The sequence below is a fragment of the Parabacteroides sp. An277 genome, from assembly GCF_002159645.1.
Classification (GTDB): Bacteria; Bacteroidota; Bacteroidia; order Bacteroidales; family Tannerellaceae; genus Parabacteroides.
The window spans coordinates 57,600-75,087 of record NZ_NFJB01000015.1; the positions used below are offsets into that span (position 1 = coordinate 57,600).

Annotated in this window: 15 protein-coding genes; 1 reads left to right on the forward strand and 14 read right to left on the reverse strand. The window is 50.5% G+C overall.

Features of this window, described 5'->3' with window-relative positions:
- Positions 1–158: 158 nt before the first annotated feature.
- The 10 genes from B5F77_RS07600 to B5F77_RS07650 form a co-directional block, all read right to left on the reverse strand.
- Positions 159–1,613, reverse strand: coding sequence for a TrkH family potassium uptake protein (locus tag B5F77_RS07600; protein ID WP_087329591.1), 1,455 nt, complete (start codon positions 1,611–1,613; stop codon positions 159–161).
- Positions 1,614–1,640: 27 nt separating this feature from the next.
- On the reverse strand, positions 1,641–2,978 hold the full coding sequence (gene trkA, locus B5F77_RS07605) for a Trk system potassium transporter TrkA (RefSeq protein ID WP_087329593.1): 1,338 nt from the start codon (positions 2,976–2,978) through the stop codon (positions 1,641–1,643).
- Positions 2,975–4,891, reverse strand: a complete 1,917-nt coding sequence (dxs, locus tag B5F77_RS07610; protein WP_087329595.1) for a 1-deoxy-D-xylulose-5-phosphate synthase — start codon at positions 4,889–4,891, stop codon at positions 2,975–2,977. Before dxs ends, trkA begins: the two co-directional genes overlap by 4 nt.
- 309 nt (positions 4,892–5,200) lie before the next feature.
- Positions 5,201–6,511, reverse strand: coding sequence for a S41 family peptidase (locus B5F77_RS07615; protein WP_087329597.1), 1,311 nt, complete (start codon positions 6,509–6,511; stop codon positions 5,201–5,203).
- A 6-nt stretch (positions 6,512–6,517) separates the two neighbouring features.
- Complete coding sequence (locus B5F77_RS07620) at positions 6,518–7,159, reverse strand: porin family protein (protein ID WP_343225064.1); 642 nt, start codon at positions 7,157–7,159, stop codon at positions 6,518–6,520.
- Between the two features lie 269 nt (positions 7,160–7,428).
- On the reverse strand, positions 7,429–8,535 hold the full coding sequence (locus tag B5F77_RS07625) for a DUF6261 family protein (protein ID WP_140392839.1): 1,107 nt from the start codon (positions 8,533–8,535) through the stop codon (positions 7,429–7,431).
- Positions 8,536–8,786: 251 nt separating this feature from the next.
- Positions 8,787–9,026 carry a DUF2442 domain-containing protein gene (locus tag B5F77_RS07635; RefSeq protein ID WP_087329605.1) on the reverse strand — a complete coding sequence of 80 codons (240 nt, stop codon included), beginning with the start codon at positions 9,024–9,026 and terminating at the stop codon, positions 8,787–8,789.
- Positions 9,027–9,033: 7 nt separating this feature from the next.
- On the reverse strand, positions 9,034–9,291 hold the full coding sequence (locus tag B5F77_RS07640; RefSeq protein ID WP_087329607.1) for a DUF4160 domain-containing protein: 258 nt from the start codon (positions 9,289–9,291) through the stop codon (positions 9,034–9,036).
- Positions 9,292–9,503: 212 nt separating this feature from the next.
- The gene (locus B5F77_RS07645; protein ID WP_087329609.1) at positions 9,504–11,978 is read right to left on the reverse strand and encodes a bifunctional UDP-N-acetylmuramoyl-tripeptide:D-alanyl-D-alanine ligase/alanine racemase; all 2,475 of its coding nucleotides are present in this window, start codon (positions 11,976–11,978) and stop codon (positions 9,504–9,506) included.
- Between the two features lie 3 nt (positions 11,979–11,981).
- On the reverse strand, positions 11,982–12,968 hold the full coding sequence (locus B5F77_RS07650) for a GSCFA domain-containing protein (RefSeq protein WP_087329611.1): 987 nt from the start codon (positions 12,966–12,968) through the stop codon (positions 11,982–11,984).
- Positions 12,969–13,091: 123 nt separating this feature from the next.
- Between B5F77_RS07650 and B5F77_RS07655 the strand changes: the two genes are divergently transcribed.
- Entirely contained in the window at positions 13,092–13,406 is a 315-nt protein-coding gene (locus B5F77_RS07655; protein WP_087329654.1) for a hypothetical protein, read from the forward strand.
- Here the strand turns inward: B5F77_RS07655 and B5F77_RS07660 are convergent.
- From B5F77_RS07660 to B5F77_RS07675, 4 genes are all read right to left on the reverse strand, one after another.
- Positions 13,403–14,524 carry a metallophosphoesterase gene (locus B5F77_RS07660; RefSeq protein WP_087329613.1) on the reverse strand — a complete coding sequence of 374 codons (1,122 nt, stop codon included), beginning with the start codon at positions 14,522–14,524 and terminating at the stop codon, positions 13,403–13,405. The genes B5F77_RS07655 and B5F77_RS07660 overlap by 4 nt on opposite strands.
- Positions 14,521–15,612, reverse strand: a complete 1,092-nt coding sequence (locus B5F77_RS07665) for a metallophosphoesterase (protein ID WP_087329615.1) — start codon at positions 15,610–15,612, stop codon at positions 14,521–14,523. Before B5F77_RS07665 ends, B5F77_RS07660 begins: the two co-directional genes overlap by 4 nt.
- 161 nt (positions 15,613–15,773) lie before the next feature.
- Complete coding sequence (locus B5F77_RS07670) at positions 15,774–16,487, reverse strand: DNA alkylation repair protein (RefSeq protein WP_087329617.1); 714 nt, start codon at positions 16,485–16,487, stop codon at positions 15,774–15,776.
- Positions 16,484–17,440: a 2-hydroxyacid dehydrogenase family protein gene (locus B5F77_RS07675; protein ID WP_087329619.1), complete on the reverse strand. Its 957-nt coding sequence runs from the start codon at positions 17,438–17,440 to the stop codon at positions 16,484–16,486. Before B5F77_RS07675 ends, B5F77_RS07670 begins: the two co-directional genes overlap by 4 nt.
- Positions 17,441–17,488: the final 48 nt, after the last annotated feature.

The window sequence follows — 17,488 nt, forward strand, 5'->3', positions numbered from 1 at the left end:
CTCGATTCGCTACCGATGAGTCGCGACAACGAGGCGCAGCACTCGATTCGTTACCGATAGCCAACGCTAACGAAGCGCAACGCTCGATTCGTCACCGGAAGCCACCGACGACGAATCGACATCCCTGAAAGCCTGGGAATCCCTCTTTTCCCCACCTTTCATTGCTTCCAAAAGCCTGGCAAGAGGATGGTCAAAACGGTAAATATCTCCAGACGGCCCGTCATCATGATAAACGAAAGCAGCCACTGGCTTTCGGGCGAATAGGCGGAGAAATTGCCCGCCGCCCCACAGGTGCCCAGTCCCGGACCGACGTTTCCCATACAGGTCACAGCAGCCCCAATGGATTCGTCGAACGCCACACCGTCCATCATCAGCAACAGACACGTAACGACAATCAACGCAATGTAAACCACCGTGAAAGCCAGGATGCGGTTGACCACATCCAGCGGAACCGCTTGCTGGTTAAAGCGTACGGGCAGAATCGCATGGGGATGCGTCTGGCCCTTGAACGCATTGAGCAGATGTTTCATCAAAATCGCAAAACGCCCCGTCTTGAAACCACCGCACGTCGAGCCTGCACACCCGCAAATTACCATCAAAAGCAGCGCAATCATCCAAAAGAAGGGGCCCCAAGGGATGTAATTGGCCGTGGCATAACCCGTGGTCGAAATCAACGTCGTGACGACGAAAAGCGCATTGCGGAAAGCCGCTTCTATGCCGTCGACCATCCCGTTGGTATAAATCCAAATGGCCGTAATGAGCGTCGCGATGAGCACAATAGCATAAAACCAACGCACCTCTTCGTCTTTATAGAGTTTACTGAATTTGCCATTCAAGAAGAAATAGACAAGCGTCATGTTCGTCGCCCCGATGCACATGAAAAGCGAGAGTACATATTCGATATAGGGCGAATTCCAATAGGCGATGCTTGCGTTTTTGGTCGAGAATCCGCCGGTAGCAATGGCGGTCATGGCGTGGCAGATGGCATCAAAAAGGTCCATCGGCCCCAACCAAAGCAAAACGACGAGCAAGGCGGTGATGAAGACATAGATTCCCCACAGCCGCTTGGCGACCTGCGTGATGCGGGGCCGGAACCGCTCGTGGGTGATGCCCGAAGATTCGGCATTAAACATCTGCGAAGCGCCTTCGCCAATCATCGGCAATAACGCGACGGCAAACACAATCACGCCCATGCCCCCTTGCCATTGAATCAGGCTGCGCCAGAAAAGAATCCCGCGCGGAAGCGCCTCCACATCGGAAATAACCGACGAGCCCGTAGTCGTAAAGCCAGACATCGTCTCGAAATAAGCTCCCGCCATGTGGTTGATATAACCGCCCAGATAGAAAGGCAACGCACCGAAAAACGACAACAAGGCCCACGTGAGCGTAACGATAAGCATCCCTTCGCGCCGCCCGGCATTATGCTCGTTCGCCCGCAAACCAAACAGAAAAAACGCTAATCCGACACCGAACAGTATCGCGCAAGAGTAAGCAAACGGACGCACATCGCTCCCCTCATAAAAAATAGCCACCCCCAAAGCTACCAACATAAAAAGGGTCTCGATGATGAACATCGCTCCCAGCATTTTAAATATGAAACGTATATTCAACATAATAGACAACGTTAAGATAGAGGAAACTTAGTTGAAATAATCTTCCAATTTGCGCATGGCCGTGTCGAGGCAAAAGACGACGACATGGTCATAAGCTTGGATTTGGGTATCACCGTTAATCATCATCGGTTTGCCATTTCGGATAAGTCCGCCGAGCGTCATATCCCGAGGCAAACGAAGATCGCGTACGGCCTTTTGCGTGATTTTCGAATCAGGACGTGCCACCAATTCGGCCACGTCGGCATTCGCAAACGTAAGGCATTTCACATTCGAGACATCCGCATCCAGCAAGAATTGGTAAATATGGCTCGCCGCGATACGTTTTTTGTTGATGACGGAACCAATATCCATACTTTCTGCCAACGGGATATAATCCATATTCTCTATTTTCGCCACAGTCTTAAATACCCCGAAACGCTTAGCTGCAAGGCAAGCAAGGATATTCGTGCTTGAATTCTCGGTCAGGGCAATAAATGCCTGCGCGTCGTGGATGCCTTCATGGACGAGCAAATCTGTATCACGTCCGTCCCCATTGATAATAAGTACGTTCCCAGGAACTTTCTCGGCGATGGCATAGCTCGTTTCTTTATCTGTTTCTATCAATTTGATGCGGATATTGCTCGGTAAATATTGACAGACACGCAACGCAATACGGCTTCCGCCCATGATAAATACCTTCTTCACTTCCGGATTCTTTTTCCCGGCCAAGATACGCACATCTTCCACATATTCGCGCGTGGTGGTAAAGAAAAGGAGGTCGTCCGGCTCGATGTGGTCCGAACCGCGTGGGATGATGGTCTCGCTTCCCCGTTTGATGGCGACAATATGGTAAAATTTATGTTCCGAAAGTAACTCGGAGAGTTGTTTGTTTACAATCTTGGCATTGCTTCGGATTTTCACGCCAATCAAAATCAATGCACCGCCAAACAATTCCCAATATTGGCGCGTCCACGGACGTTTCATCGTCGTAACAATCTCATGTGCAGCCAACATCTCCGGATAAATCATCGAATTAATGCCTAATTTCTCGAAAAGCTCCTTGTTCTTGGGCTGGAGATATTCGTAATTGTTAATACGGGCAAGCGTCTTGTGGATACCCAAGCTATGCGCCAAAATACAGGCCGCCACATTCGTTGTTTCCTCAGGAGTGACGCTTACGAACAAATCGGCTTTCCGTATGCCAACCTCTTCCAAATCGCGCGGGGAAGTTGGATTCCCTACGACCGGAAGGATTTCCATTGCCGAGTGCATCGCATTCAACCGTTCTTTGTCGGGATCCATCAAGACGATATCTTGATTCTCCTGCGATAGCATCTTTGCCAAATAAGTGCCGACTTCGCCAGCACCTGCAATAATGATTTTCATTCTCTTCTCTTATTGTTATGGATAAAGTTAATGATTGTATGGGCTATACTGGCCGCATCGAGTCCACACAATTGAAAAAGTTCCGGTATGGAACCATGCTCGATAAATTGGTCGGGGACTCCGAGTCGCCGGATTTGCGGCGTATATCCATGGTCGGCCATGAATTCCAAGACGGCACTTCCCAGTCCGCCTGCCACTACTCCGTTCTCAATCGTGACGATACGCTCAAATCGCTGTCCCACTTCCTGCAAAAGTGCTTCGTCGAGGGGTTTCAAATAAATCATATCATAATGGGCGATGGAAAGACCCTGTTCGGCCTCTACTTGCGCGATGGCTTTGGCCGCCTCGTTTCCAATAGGACCCAACGAGAGAATCGCCAGATCTGTTCCTTCGTGTAATTTCCTTCCCTTCCCGATCGGGAGCGTTTGCATCTCATTTCGCCAATCCCGCTTCTCGCCTTTTCCACGTGGATACCGGATGACAAACGGCCCGTCGGCTTGATAGGCTGTATACATCAGATTACGCAAATCCCATTCGTTGAGGGGTGAGGCTATGGTAAGGTTAGGTATCGGACGAAAATAGGCCAAGTCGAACACGCCATGATGCGTCGCGCCGTCTTCGCCCACTAGCCCAGCTCGGTCGAGACATAACACCACATGCAATTTCTGCAAGGCCACGTCGTGTATTACCATATCATACGCCCGTTGCATGAACGAGGAATAAACATTGCAGAACGGTATCATCCCCTCTTTGGCCAATCCGGCCGAGAAGGTAACAGCATGTCCTTCGGCAATGCCTACGTCGAACGCCCGGTCGGGGAATGCCTTCATCAGGTAAGTCATCGAGCAGCCTGTGGGCATCGCCGGCGTGATTCCCACCACGCGCTTGTCTTTCTCGGCCAATTCCACCAGTGTATGCCCAAATACATCTTGATAAAGCTGAGGCTCGCCGTCGTGGTGCGCGATGAGTCGTTCGCCCGTTTCTTTGTTGAAACGTCCCGGCGCGTGCCATTCCGTCGCCGATTCTTCGGCGGGTTTAAATCCTTTGCCTTTCTTCGTTTTAATGTGAAGGAGTTTTGGCCCCTGCAGGTCTTTGATATCGTTCAGTACTTTGACAAGATAGTTCACATCGTGCCCGTCTACCGGACCGAAGTAACGGATGCTGAATCCCTCGAACAGGTTGTGCTGTTGCGTCAGGAGCGCCTTCAGGCTGTTATTGAAACGGAGGATGTTCTCGCGCCGTTCATCGTTGATGAGGTTCATCTTCCGCAAGCCCCGGTAGACGTCGTACCGCATCCGGTTGTACGCCTGGCTCGTGGTAATGTCTACGAGATATTGGCTCAATCCGCCGACGCTATGGTCTATCGCCATATTGTTATCATTTAAGATAATGAGGAGGTTGTTCGGATTCGCCGACGCATTGTTCAATCCCTCGAAGGCCAGCCCGCCCGTCATGGCTCCGTCTCCAATGACGGCAATCACGTGCCGCTCTTCCTCTTTCAGCGCGGAAGCCACCGACATGCCCATCGCCGCCGAGATAGAGTTCGAGGCATGCCCTGCGATAAAAGCGTCGTATTCGCTCTCCGCCGGGTTCGGGAATCCGCTAATACCATGAAACTTGCGAAGCGTATGGAAGGCCTCGCGCCGTCCTGTCAGGATTTTATGCCCGTAAGCCTGGTGCCCCACGTCCCACACGATGCGGTCGAAAGGCGTATTAAACACGTAATGCAACGCCACAGTCAGCTCCACCGTCCCCAGGCTGGCACCCAGATGTCCCGGATTTTCGGATAATACATCTATAATATACTGGCGCAACTCGGCGCAGACTTCCGGAAGCTCGGCCGCACCCAGCCGCCGCAAATCCGCCGGATAGTTTATCTCGTCTAAAATATGTCCTGTCGTAGAGACCTCCATTTTCTGCTAATTTTCGGCAAAAATACAGAATAGAAATAAGATTTAAAAGGAAAAGAAGGTAACTTTATCGTGCATACGCAGAAAAACATCAGATATGAAAAATTTTACGACACAACAAGATCACATTATAAATTCAAACAAATGGAATCATTCATTATGTATTTTGTTCCCTCGGCATCCTTCTCTGAACAAAGACACTGGCCGGAAAGATATGATAATCACATATACATTTTGACGGTATTGCGGGAATTCATGCCAACCACCTGAATCTTCACAATGCCGTCGTACAAGTTATTTCTTATAAATGCGTCATTCTATATTTCCTGTCCGGATATATTCGAAGGCGCGTTCGAGTTGCAGGTCGGAACCTTGACACATAGCGTTGTACACTTCAGGTGTCTGAAGAAACTCTATATCAGGCGTAACACCTTTGCCTTCGATGATTTCGCCCGACACCGTCTTCCACATAAGAGTAGCACAACTAACCTGGATTGTACCATTGTCAAATGCTCCGTTATAACTGAAATTAAAATCGCCGAACAATGGGCCTGTTCCCCCCGCAGTACGTTCGCCTATCACGCAACCGTTGGGCAACGTTTGTACTGCCATCGACAACATTTCTGCCATACTAATAGAGAAGATGTCGTTCAACACAACGATTGGCGCATCTATTTTTCGGTGATTTTCGGCAGGATGTACTACGCAGGGTGTCCAAGGACCATAGTCGAGCCGTCCTGTCCCTGATTTAGTGCGAACATAGCCGATATGAATATCTTCGTCAATAAGCGGGGCGAGGATTTCGTAAATGTCATCCAGATTACCACCGTTATTACCTCGCACATCAAAGATAACACCCCGGACATCAGGCGTCTCGTCTATCAGTTTTTGAAAATTGCGAATAACTTGCGTCTGAATAGCAGACGGGTCAGCTACGAAATCACCGAAAGAAAACGTTGGGAAATGAAGGCAAATGATGCCGTCGGCAGTCCGATAAGAAGCGAAAGCAGAAGCGTCTTTCTCGTTTGGCTTAATCAATGGATAATTGGGAGGAAAAACACCACCTACCAAATCGACGATTTCCCCGTTTGCTTCCATGGAGGAAATGATGGAATAAAGTCTCCATACGGTCTCGAAATCGTGGTAATAATCGCGTGTAGGCAGTTCATCCCTCATTCCGGGCATCAAATTAACGCGAATCGTATCATTGCCCAAAAAGGTTTGGATGTTGATATCCAAGTGGTGATCTATTAGGTTACGGCACATATTGCCGAATGCCTCATCGTACGTTTCCTGCATTTCACGGACAAACGCTTCGGCTTCCTCTTCAGACACGTTGTCGGCCATCTGAATCTGCTCCATTTTCTCGTCCAAATCCTGAAAGACGGGAAGGTATTGGTCGTACATGGCATCCCAATCGGTAGGGTCTACATCCCAATATACATACGAGTTATTCATCCCGTGCCAAAAGGCGAGGAATAAACTTTCATTGTTATTAATATCATATTCCTGCGGATTCAACAGTTCGGGCGCATCGTCGCGACACGACGAGAAGAACAACGTCACTCCCCAGACGGCCGCTCCCACAAAGAGCTTGAAAAGATATCTTATGTTTGTTTTCATATCTGTCTACTTACCTAATAAAAAACTGATGCCTGCCAACAGCGCGAATGTGGTGTTGTAGCGCGGCGTATGGAAATACATGTAGTCTTTTTGCTGGTCGGTCAGGGCATAATAGCAGCGTCCTTCCAAACTTACTTCCATCCGGGGAAGCAGGAGGTAACGAATACCTAAGCCGCCCGTCAATCCGGCTTCAAAGCGGTTGTCCCGGCGCGCATCGAAATCGAGCTTCCCGTCTGAAATGTAGGTAGTGTTTTCATTCAGCAATTCAGCATCCGTGAGATGTCCGAACACGTTTACATTTATTCCTTTTTCAATGCTGGCGAGCCAAGCGCCTACGTAAGCACCCGCATTCACAAATCCTCGCAAGCGGGTTCCGCCAAACGAGAAATTGGCCATGACCGGAATCTGGAGGTAATGATTACGGATGTCCGATTTCAATCCCTCAAAGGAATGCGTCCGGTGCACGCTTTGCCCTTTCGCTACATAAGCTAATTCGGCGCGGAGACCGAACCAATCCGTGAAGTCATATTGCACGGGCACGCCCATCGTAAAGCCGCCACGCGAATCGTAGCGCATGTCGTAAGCATAGCCTCGGTCGATGGCCAGCGTATTATGCGCAAAACCAAAACAATAAATTCTTAAATACAGTTTTCATAATTCCTATTTATTAATTAGATAATCGTGTTTTATTATGCGAATGAATGAATTGTTAAAAAACGCCGCAAAGATATAGAAAAAATAGGATATTTTATCCACCTCCCTCTCTTTTCATTCAGTAAAAACAATGGACAATTAATAATGGACAATGGACAATTTTCCCCGTTCGTAGGGGCGGGCAAAAAAATAGGGCGGACACCCAGGTCCGCCCCTACAAGCATTTCATTGTCAATTGTCAATTCTCCATTGTCAATTGAAAATTACCACAGCGTGATAGGCTCTGGATATTCCACTACTAATGGGCTGCCGCCGTCGTAGGTCTCGATACGGACTTTGTATTGTCCTTCCGTTAAATCAGGGACCATGGTAAATTCGCAGCTGGTCTCCGTGACATTGCTGATGGTCTCCGGGTTAATCCATTCGATGTAATCCTGATCATTGACAAGCCCGATGACGTGTTCCAGCGTACCGTTTTGTCCTTTCAATGTAAATCCTTTATAGTTTACGCCGGTTTGCTTGCCTCGCTCGATGCGGTTCGGATTCTCCGGGTCACCGCCCTCTTTCTGGTAAACGGCGGTGATTTCGGGCGTGACGGGTTCGGGTTCAGGAGTGGGTTCGGGTTCGTCGCCACCCGACGATGAGCTGTTACCGATGGTCTTACGGAAACGAACTATCGCACTATTGGCATCATCGATGATTTTCCCCAATTCTTGACGGGTCGTTTCATCTTGTGTGGTCAATTCGTTCACGGCATAAAGCGCATTGATAGTCCTTGCCAACGAATTGAAGGCTTCATCCGTAATAGGCCGTAAGGTTTTCATATTCGAAGCATAAGCCCGCTTGCGTTCTTCGTCCGTACGCTTCATGAAGATCTCATTAAACTTCGTGTTGTAGGTAGAGAGCGTTTCAGGCGCATCCTCCATCCCCATGACGGTCAATGCGGAAGCGTAGGGTTCTTCCTGCAATTTTTCCACTAAATCGTCAATCGCCGCCGTTTCGCCGGAATATTCCATCCGCGTTGCGTCTCCCGTTTCCCGAAAAGCATGCGCCAACGTCTGGGCCGCTTTCTTTTTTTCTGCATCCGGACAATAATCCGCATAATCCTGAATCACCCGACTATAAAAGAGGAATACTTCATCCCGCGCCCGGTCCGTCGTTTCTACTTCCGGCGTGTCCAGGTAGCTTTGTTCGGGTTTATAACAATTAGATTGATTCTGAACCGCCTGATTGTAAGCATTCCACGGATTGATGAATCCATACTTCGTCGCCATGGCTTGCGGAATAGCAATCAATTCGTTTTTCGAAAACTGCAAATGCTGTGCATTTTTCGCATTGTGTCTTGAAAATTGGTAATTAATTTCGCTCATTACTATTACGTTTTATGTTTAACATTCTTTGTGTTTTGGGAAACCTTCCTGCAGCCTGCGCGAAGCTTTCCCAACTTGGGATTCCTTCCTGCAGCCTGCGCCGAGCTTTCCCAACTTGGGATTCTTTCCCGCAGCCTGCGCCGAGCTTTCCCAACTTGGGATTCTTTCCCGCAGCCTGCGCCGAGCTTTCCCGGCTTGGGATTCCTTCCTGCAACCTGCGCGAAGCTTTCCCAGCTTGGGAATAAAAAAATTCACGCCGGCACCCCGTTTTCATACAAATATTCGGGGGCGATATCGATTCGGCCATCTTCCCACTCCAGCGTATCCGTCACGCGAAAACGGCGGAAAAGGGATAGGTCGGCCAGCGGCCGGAACACCGGATAACGTTTCACCAACTCCGAAAAATCGCACACCCGGCTCGCCCCGTCGTTGAAGCGCACCAAGATGCGATAGCCGTCCAAATAAGACGCGTTTGTTACTTCTATCCACATAGCTGTTTTATTTTAATGGTTCAATTTGATTCGGTTCCAAGCCTTGCGATGCCTTCTCCCAAGCCGCTTTCAAATCGGCACGATGCAAATCCAGCCATTCCAACACCAATCGGATAGCGCGTTCAGACATTTCCCCTTTAATCTTCCCATTCTCGATTTCTACTATTATTTTGTCTTTTTGATAGAGCGCATGAAAATGCGGCGGATTGTGGTCCAGGAAACGCATGGTAATTTTGATTCCGAAAAACTCAGATATCGTCGGCATAGCAAAAACTTTTGATAAATACTTTCACAAAGGTAGGCCGTAAAAATCAGAATAACAACAAAAAGAGAAGCAATTTTCATTTTTAACACTTTATGGTCTTAAATAAGCGGCAATTCGAACGAAACGACTTATAGAAAACCAGCGGCGCGAAGCTTTTCATTATTACTTGTTACTTATTAATTGCTCCGCGCCGCCGTATTTAAAAGAATGCTTTAATTCTCCAAGTAATAAATCCGTTTCACGCGGGGCGAGACGGAGGTAAGGATTTCGTAGGGGATGGTCTTCAGGCGGTCGGAGAGCTCTTCGACGGGCAGCTCCTCGCCAAAGACGATGACGGAATCGCCCTCCTCGGCGTCGCAATCCGTGACGTCGACCATGCAGGCATCCATGCAGATGTTGCCGATAATGGGGCAACGCTTCCCGCGGATGACAACCTCGCCGTGCCCGTTGCTGAAGTGGCGGTCCAGCCCGTCGGCATAACCAATCGGGATGATGGCGATGCGCGAATCACGGTCCACGTAGCTGCGACGGCTATACCCGATGGAATCGCCCGCAGGGACGTGCTGAATCTGGAGGATGGTCGTCCGGAGCGTGCTGACGGTCTGCAGCCCGGCCATGCCCGACGCGCTCACGCCATACAGGCCGATGCCCAGCCGCACCATGTCCATTTGATATTCCGTGAAACGCTCGATGCCGCCCGTGTTGAGGATGTGCTTGATGACCTTATGCCCCAAGCCCTCTTCCAAGGCCGCTGCCGCGCGCTGGAACTTGTCGATTTGCGCGTGCGTGAAATCATCGAAGATATAGGAATCGCTGCCCACGAGGTGCGAGAAGACCGAACGCACCCGCACGCCGCTCTGCGCCTGAAGCCGTTCGCAAAGCGTCGGCACCTCGTCGGGCTGGAACCCGAGGCGATGCATACCCGTATCCACCTTGACGTGCACCGGATAAGCGACGATGCCGCGCCGCTCGGTCTCGCGAATCATCGCGCCCAAGAGGCGGAAACTATACACCTCCGGCTCCAGGTTGTATTCGAAGAGCGTATTGAAGCTGCTGAACTCCGGGTTCATGACGATAATCGGAATCGTGATGCCCTCTTTGCGGAGCGCCGCGCCCTCGTCGGCCACTGCCACGGCGAGGTAATCGCAATGATGCTCCTGGAGCGTCTTGGCCAATTCGTAGGAGCCGACGCCATAGCCCGACGCCTTCACCATGCAGACCATCTTCGTCTCCGGGCGCAACTTCGAGCGGTACACATTAAAGTTGTGCACGATGGCCGAGAGGTTGACCTCCAGAATCGTCTCGTGCACCTTCTTTTCCAGCAACTCCGAGATGCGCTCGAAATGGAAACGGCGCGAGCCCTTCAACAGAATCAGTTCGTTCTGGAATTTGCGGATAGAGGGCGAAGCGATAAACTCGTCCGTAGTCAGGTAAAACTCCTTCTCCAGCTTCTCCGGGAAGAGCGAAGCATATTCCTTCAAATCCCGACCGATGCCGATAAGGCGGTCCACCTTCTTCCGCTCAATCAAATCGACCACCTTTTTATAAAGGGACTTCGGCAAAGTGCCCGTCTGAAGGATATCGGAGAGGATGAGCGTCGATTTCAGCTCCTTGCCCACCTTCCGGCTCTGCTGGAAATCGAGGGCGATGCCTAAAGAATTAATATCGGAGTTATAGGTATCATTAATTAACAAGCAATGGTTGATACCCTCCTTCACGTCGAGACGCATCTCGACCGGCTCGAGGTGCGTAAACTTGGCTTCATCGTTCACGCTCGTCGGCTTGAGGTAAAGCATTACCGCCAGGCAATGGATGACATTCTCAATGGAAGCATCATCGGTAAACGGAATCACGTAGGTCCTGTCGAATCCCAACAACGTGCAGCGGATGACGGTATCGTCTGCCCGCTTCTCGATCGATTCGATATAAAGCGGCGCTTCCGTATCCGTACGGCTCCACGCAATCGCTTTATGCGAAAGGCAAGCAGACTCGATGGCATTGGCGATAAAGGCATTGTCGCCATCATAAATAATCGCTTCGCTATCGGTAAAGAGCGTAAGCTTCTCCTGGCATTTCTGGTTCATGGAAATGAAGTTCTCCTGATGTGCCTCGCCAATGCAGGTCAGGACACCAATGGTCGGCGCGATGATAGGCTGGAGATATTCCATCTCGTCCGGCTGGGAAATACCCGCCTCGAAGATGCCCAATGTATTCTTCTCGTTCATCTCCCAAACCGAGAGTGGGACGCCGATTTGCGAGTTATAGCTCCGAGGCGAACGGACAATATCAAATTCATTATGCAAAAGCTGGTAGAGGAACTCCTTCACTACCGTCTTCCCGTTGCTCCCCGTGATGCCAATCACCGGAATCGAAAAACGCTTGCGATGATAGATAGCCAACTTCTGTAAGGCTCGCAACGTATCTTTGACAAGCAAGAAATTCGCATCCGTCATACGCTCAAACTCGGGCAACATCCGGCTCACGACGAAGTTCCGCACGCGAAGTTTATATAAATCCTGCACATACCGGTGCCCGTCGTTCGTCTTCGTAGGCAAAGCGAAGAAAAGCGTAGTCTCAGGGAAAGACAACCGGCGGCTATCGGTAAGTAATATACTGATGGTCGCTTCATGCAACGTATTGGTTTTTGCCCCGATAATCTGGGCAACGTCTGTTATTGCATACTCCATTGTTTACTTTAATTTAGACTTTAACAACATTCGTTCTTTTGAGAAGTCAAAGAACGGAAATTTCTCGTTAAGTCGTTCCATCTTTAACAAAGTTTGAAGAATAAATTGCCGGTAAGCCTCGCTTTGCGGATTGAAAGGACGATGGCGAATGGCCTTGGCAATCGCTTCGCACGCAGCAAAAGCGTTCTCTGTTTCGGCCGAGAAGGCATAGTGCCGGAATTGCTCCCAAATATACCCGATAGCGCCCTCCGAGGGATGTAGCATATCGTCGGCATAGAAACGATAATCGCGCAATTCATCCATCATGATTTCATAGGCCGGGAAATAGGCCGTTTGCGAAGGATAACGTCGGGTCAATTCGTCGATGGCCAAAAGCAAAGTCGCTTTGCTAAGTTGATTCCCGTGTGCTCCATCTTTCCAATGACGAATAGGACTGACGGTAAACAGTACGGTCACGTCCGGAAAGTATAACCATAAATCCTCCAAAACATCGTTGAAAATCCCGACGATTTCGCCTATAGAGAGCCGGCTCCGGACAAACATTTTCTCTGGCATCTTATGGCAATTCGCCACAATCTCGCCTGTGTCTTTCAACCGATACACCCAAGCCGTCCCGAAGGTGATAATAAGCCGCTTGCTATCACGAAGGAAACGGGCGGAAGCCTCCAGTCGCTCATTGATTATCCGCAAGCACGCCTCTTCTGTTTCGGCCGAGAAACGGCTATGGTGATTGAAGCTATGGTAAAGTCCGTTCGCTTGAAACAAATCTTCCGGAAGGAAAGGTTCCGGATGGAGAAGCCGCTTCAATGCCTGCGCAATCGAAGCCGGATTGTAAAGCGTCCCAAAAGGGTTGAGGTCTATCCGAAATTTCGCCTCTTCCAATTTCGCCCCGATATGTTCTACAAAACAAGAGCCCATCAGCAAGATAGGATCCTCATACGTAAACCCGAAAACGGGAGGCGGCAAGATAACATGCGTGTAAAAGTCCATAATCCATGCTTTAAAACGGCCAAATATACGCCTTTTCCGCCTATCTTGAGAAAAAATAACGCATATTTCTATCGGTAGTTCTACAAAACTTCCTACTTTTGTATCATGTTCAAGATTCGGAATATGAAGATTGCTGCCATAGGCATTTTACTTTTGGCCTTGACGTTGCCTTCCGTCGCCCAACAACGCCCGGAACGCAACCCCAAGGCTATTACCTCTACCATTCATGCCGAATCTATCGAAATATCGGCTTATGATAGTTGCATCCGCGTAAAGAACGCGCCCGTAGGAAGCCTACTCGAAGTCTATAGCGTGGTCGGAATCAAGGTGAAAGAAATCAAGATAAAAGAACCTGATGCCGAATATCCGGTTCATATTCCCAAAGGCTATTATATCATTCGCATTGGCGATACGGTACGGAAGGTAGTGATTCGCTAAACAAACCGCACATGTAATACAATCAACTCGGAACGTGTCCCGACACGATAAGCCGGACCGGCGCATCCATATCCACAAGAGACATAATGTTGCACGCCTCCGCGGGCATAATATCCATATGGGCATTCGTAGATGAAGCGCATGACGAGCGGATAGGGCCAAAGTTGTCCGTTATGCGTGTGGCCATGCAATCCCAAATCGACGCGGTTCATGCGCATTTCGGCGAAGCTCCACGGTTGATGGTCGAGGACGATGAGCGGCTTGGTCGTGTCCAATCCTGCGAGGAGTTCGTGGAGCGAGCGTCGTTTCTTATTCACCATATCATCGCGCCCTATCAGATAGAAGGAGCCATCGGGACTGGCCACGGAATCTTTCAATAACGTCGTGCAACTGCGTATCCACCGCTCTTTGGCGTGGAAGTTCGCCCGGTATTCATGATTTCCATAGACGGAATAGACGCCGAGCGGAGCCTGGAGGCGGCGCAGGTCTTCTTCGATATGGGCATTCTCGGCAAAGCGGGATTCGTAATCAAGCAAGTCGCCTACGAATAGAACCATATCCGGATGTTGCGCGTTGCTGAGTTCGACCAAATGCTGAGCTTCGCGCTTTCCGATGACTTCTCCGAAATGGGTATCTGAGACCATCACGATGCGCAGGCTATCGCGGGTACTGCTTCCGCGAGGCAGGTCGATATGGATATGCCGCACAGCCGGATTCTCTACATTGTCGTGCGCCTTTACCAGGAGGAGCACATCTGCCGCGATAAACAGGAAGAAGAGCGCGAGCTTCGTTTCTTTCCAATTCCAAGCGATGACGCGCGGCAACCATTTCCACCGTTTCTGGCTCCAGCGCACCGCTTCGAGGAGGAGCAAGCCCAACGTGATGTAGAGGCTACCGATATACCACGTATTGCATATATTCATAATCGGAATAAACCACGCGTCGGGCAAATCTTTATGGAACAGATAGCCGGAGAAGAAGAGCAAAAGCTCTACTACAAATACGCAGGTATACAGGATGCGCCACGCTCGACTTTCCGGTAGCGCCTGCCGCCCACGCCAATAAATATAGGCATTCAACAGAATCTGGGCGACGATGGATTGCAAGAATACTTTCATGGCTTGAACTGGATTTTAAAGAGGGTGAGTTCACTACTGGTTCCGATGCGGAAGGGAGGCCCCCACAGCGAGAGTCCGGCCGAGACATAGACGTGCGTCTCGCCGATGCGCTTATATCCTTGGCTGACTTCGAACAGGCTGCGGGTGATATAATTCAACGGCCAGACCTGCCCGTCGTGCGTATGTCCGCTGAATTGCAGGTCGGCACGGGCTTCGACGGATTCTTCCAGATGCGCAGGCTGGTGGTCGAGTACGATAAGGGGGCGTTGCAAATCCAGCGGGCGGACAAGCTCTGCAAGTGATTCCCGGTGCGGATTGCTTCGGTCGTCTCGTCCCACGATTTGCAATCCGTTGGCCAAGACAACGGTACTGTCTTGCAACCAGCAAATGGGCGTCTCTTGTTGCACAAACTCCCTGCACCGACGCACATCACTCAAATACTCATGATTTCCCGGCACCATATAAATGCCCAACGGGGCGCGGAGTTGAGACAGCTCCTCTCCCATCGCCTGGGCTTTTACGGGAAAGAGATTGCTATCTATCATATCTCCCGAAATCAGAATAAGGTCCGGCTTTTGGGCCATTATCATCCGGACGTATCGCTGGAGACGCGCTTTGGTCGTCCCATATCCCAGGTGGATATCGCTCACCGCCACCACGCGCAACTCGTCCGTTCCGGCCAGCGGCTTGTTTATATCTAAGTGAATAACTTCTGTCTTCGGATTTGAATAATGGATATATCCGCCTGCTAAAAGCACGATAGTCAGCCCCAAACAAATTATAAACCGGTGTGGAAATACGAGGTGGAAAAGCCGGAGGATATCGGTACCTAATAACAGCATGACCAAGTATAGCGTAAAGATGAGCCACCCGGTCGAAAGATAATAAAGCGCGTGCGCCACCGTGCCCGTCGGCATCTCCCGGTTGCCAAACACGAAGAAGAGCGAGCAGGCTCCTGCCCAATAAAGCAGGGATAGCCCCCATCGTGCCGCCACCGGAACGAGGTGCAATACCTCCCAACTGCGAAAATAAATATAACCATTGCCCAACAAATAAGCGACGGCCAAGAGGATAAAAAAGAGTCCCATTTCGTTTGAATCTTTAGATTGACGTGCAAAGGTAAGGAGTTTTATTTCAAAACCCCATGGAACAGGCGGGAATTTCCGCAGGGAAATTCCTCCACTGAGACTCAAGGAGCAAATTACAACAAAGCAATTTCGTCGCTAGACTCTAGCGGAGCAATTGCAGTTTATTTTTTCGCCAAATAACGTTTCCGCTCCGTTTCGGGGTAATGCTCAATAGCGTAGCGGAGGGCGGTACGGGGAAGCTGCGATGCATATTCTTCCAAGAAAGTGGAAAGAACGGGGCGGTCTCGCTTACCTATCTCGCGGAGCATCCAGCCGACGGCCTTGTGCATCAAATCGTGCCGGTGAGTCATTAGCTGCTGCGCTAAAGTCAAGGCGTCGTCGAACTGCCTATTATATATAAAGGTATAGGTAGAGACCATGGCGATGCGTTGTTCCCAGAGGCAATCGCTCTCCGCCAGGCGATAGAGCGGGCTACGGTCGGATTGCGTCAAGAGATACCCGCCCACAATCGCCGGGCAACTCAAATCCACCAAGTCCCAGTTGTGGCAACAGCGCGTATGTTGCAGATAGAAGTGATAAATCTCTGCCCGCTCCTCGTCGGTCGTTTTCTTCCGCTTGAAACGTTCCACCAGGATAAGGAGGGCACAGAGGCGCACTTCATGCCACGGGCACTCCAGCATCCGATGCAGTTCCTCGAAGGGCGTATCCAAATGAGCTTTGGCCACGCGGCGCGTCTCGGGGACGGGAATCCCCAAGAAACAATCGCCCTCGCCATACTCGCCCTTGCCCGTCTTGAAGAACTTGCTCAGATGAGCGGCCTTCTCGGGCGTGCCTATCTGCCGAAGCTCGGCGATAATCTGTTCGGAAGTACTCATGGGCGAAGGACGCGGGTGATAGGACGGTCTCCTTCGAGGAAACCAATCACGTTATTGCATACCGTCTGTGCCATCTCAACGCGCGTCTCGTAGGTCTGCGTGCCGATGTGCGGCGTGAGGACCACATTGTCCAGCTCCAAGAGTTCGGGGAGCGGATAATCGCCAAACTCGAATACATCCAATCCCGCGCCACGAATCGTCCCCTCCTTCAACGCCTTCACCAAGGCATGCTCGTCGACCAGCGGACCGCGTGCCGTGTTTATCAGAATAGCCGAGGACTTCATCATCTGCAGTTCTGCTTCGCCTATCAGGTGATGCGTTTCCGGCGTATAAGGTGCGTTAATCGAAACGAAATCGGATTGCTTCAACAGCTCCTCTTTCGAGGCATACGTGACGTTGAGCTTTGTCTCCTCGTCGATATAGAGCGGATGCCGTTTATAATAGATAACCTCCATACCGCAGGCCACGGCCCGCTTCGCTAACGCCTTCCCGATGCGCCCCATGCCGATGATGCCCAACGTCTGCCCCGTGACCGGCGCGCCGAGATTCTCCAGCACACCCACCCGGATAGTCTGGTTGCGGAGCTTGCGGTCGCACTCCGTGATGCGGCGTGCCGTATCGAGCAGCAAGCCCAAAGCGATGTTGGCGGTCGGCGCCGTGACCGGTCCCGGTGTGTTCGTTACCGTGATACCCTTCTCCAAGCAATAGGCCACGTCGATATTGTTATAGCCAACGGCATAATTCGATACCAGCCGGAGATTCGGCGCATGGTCAATCAACTCTCGATTCACCGGGAAGTCGAACATCGAGCAGAGCACGTCATACTCCGGCAACATCTCATACACCTCTTCATAGGTGAAATCCCGTCCCGTGGGGAACGTCACCTCATACTTATCCTCCAGTTCCTTGAATCCCTCGCGGAACATGTCATACGTTACTAATATTCTTGCCATATCTTTATCCTATATTCCTTTCTATTATCTTTTCTCTCCGCAAAGATA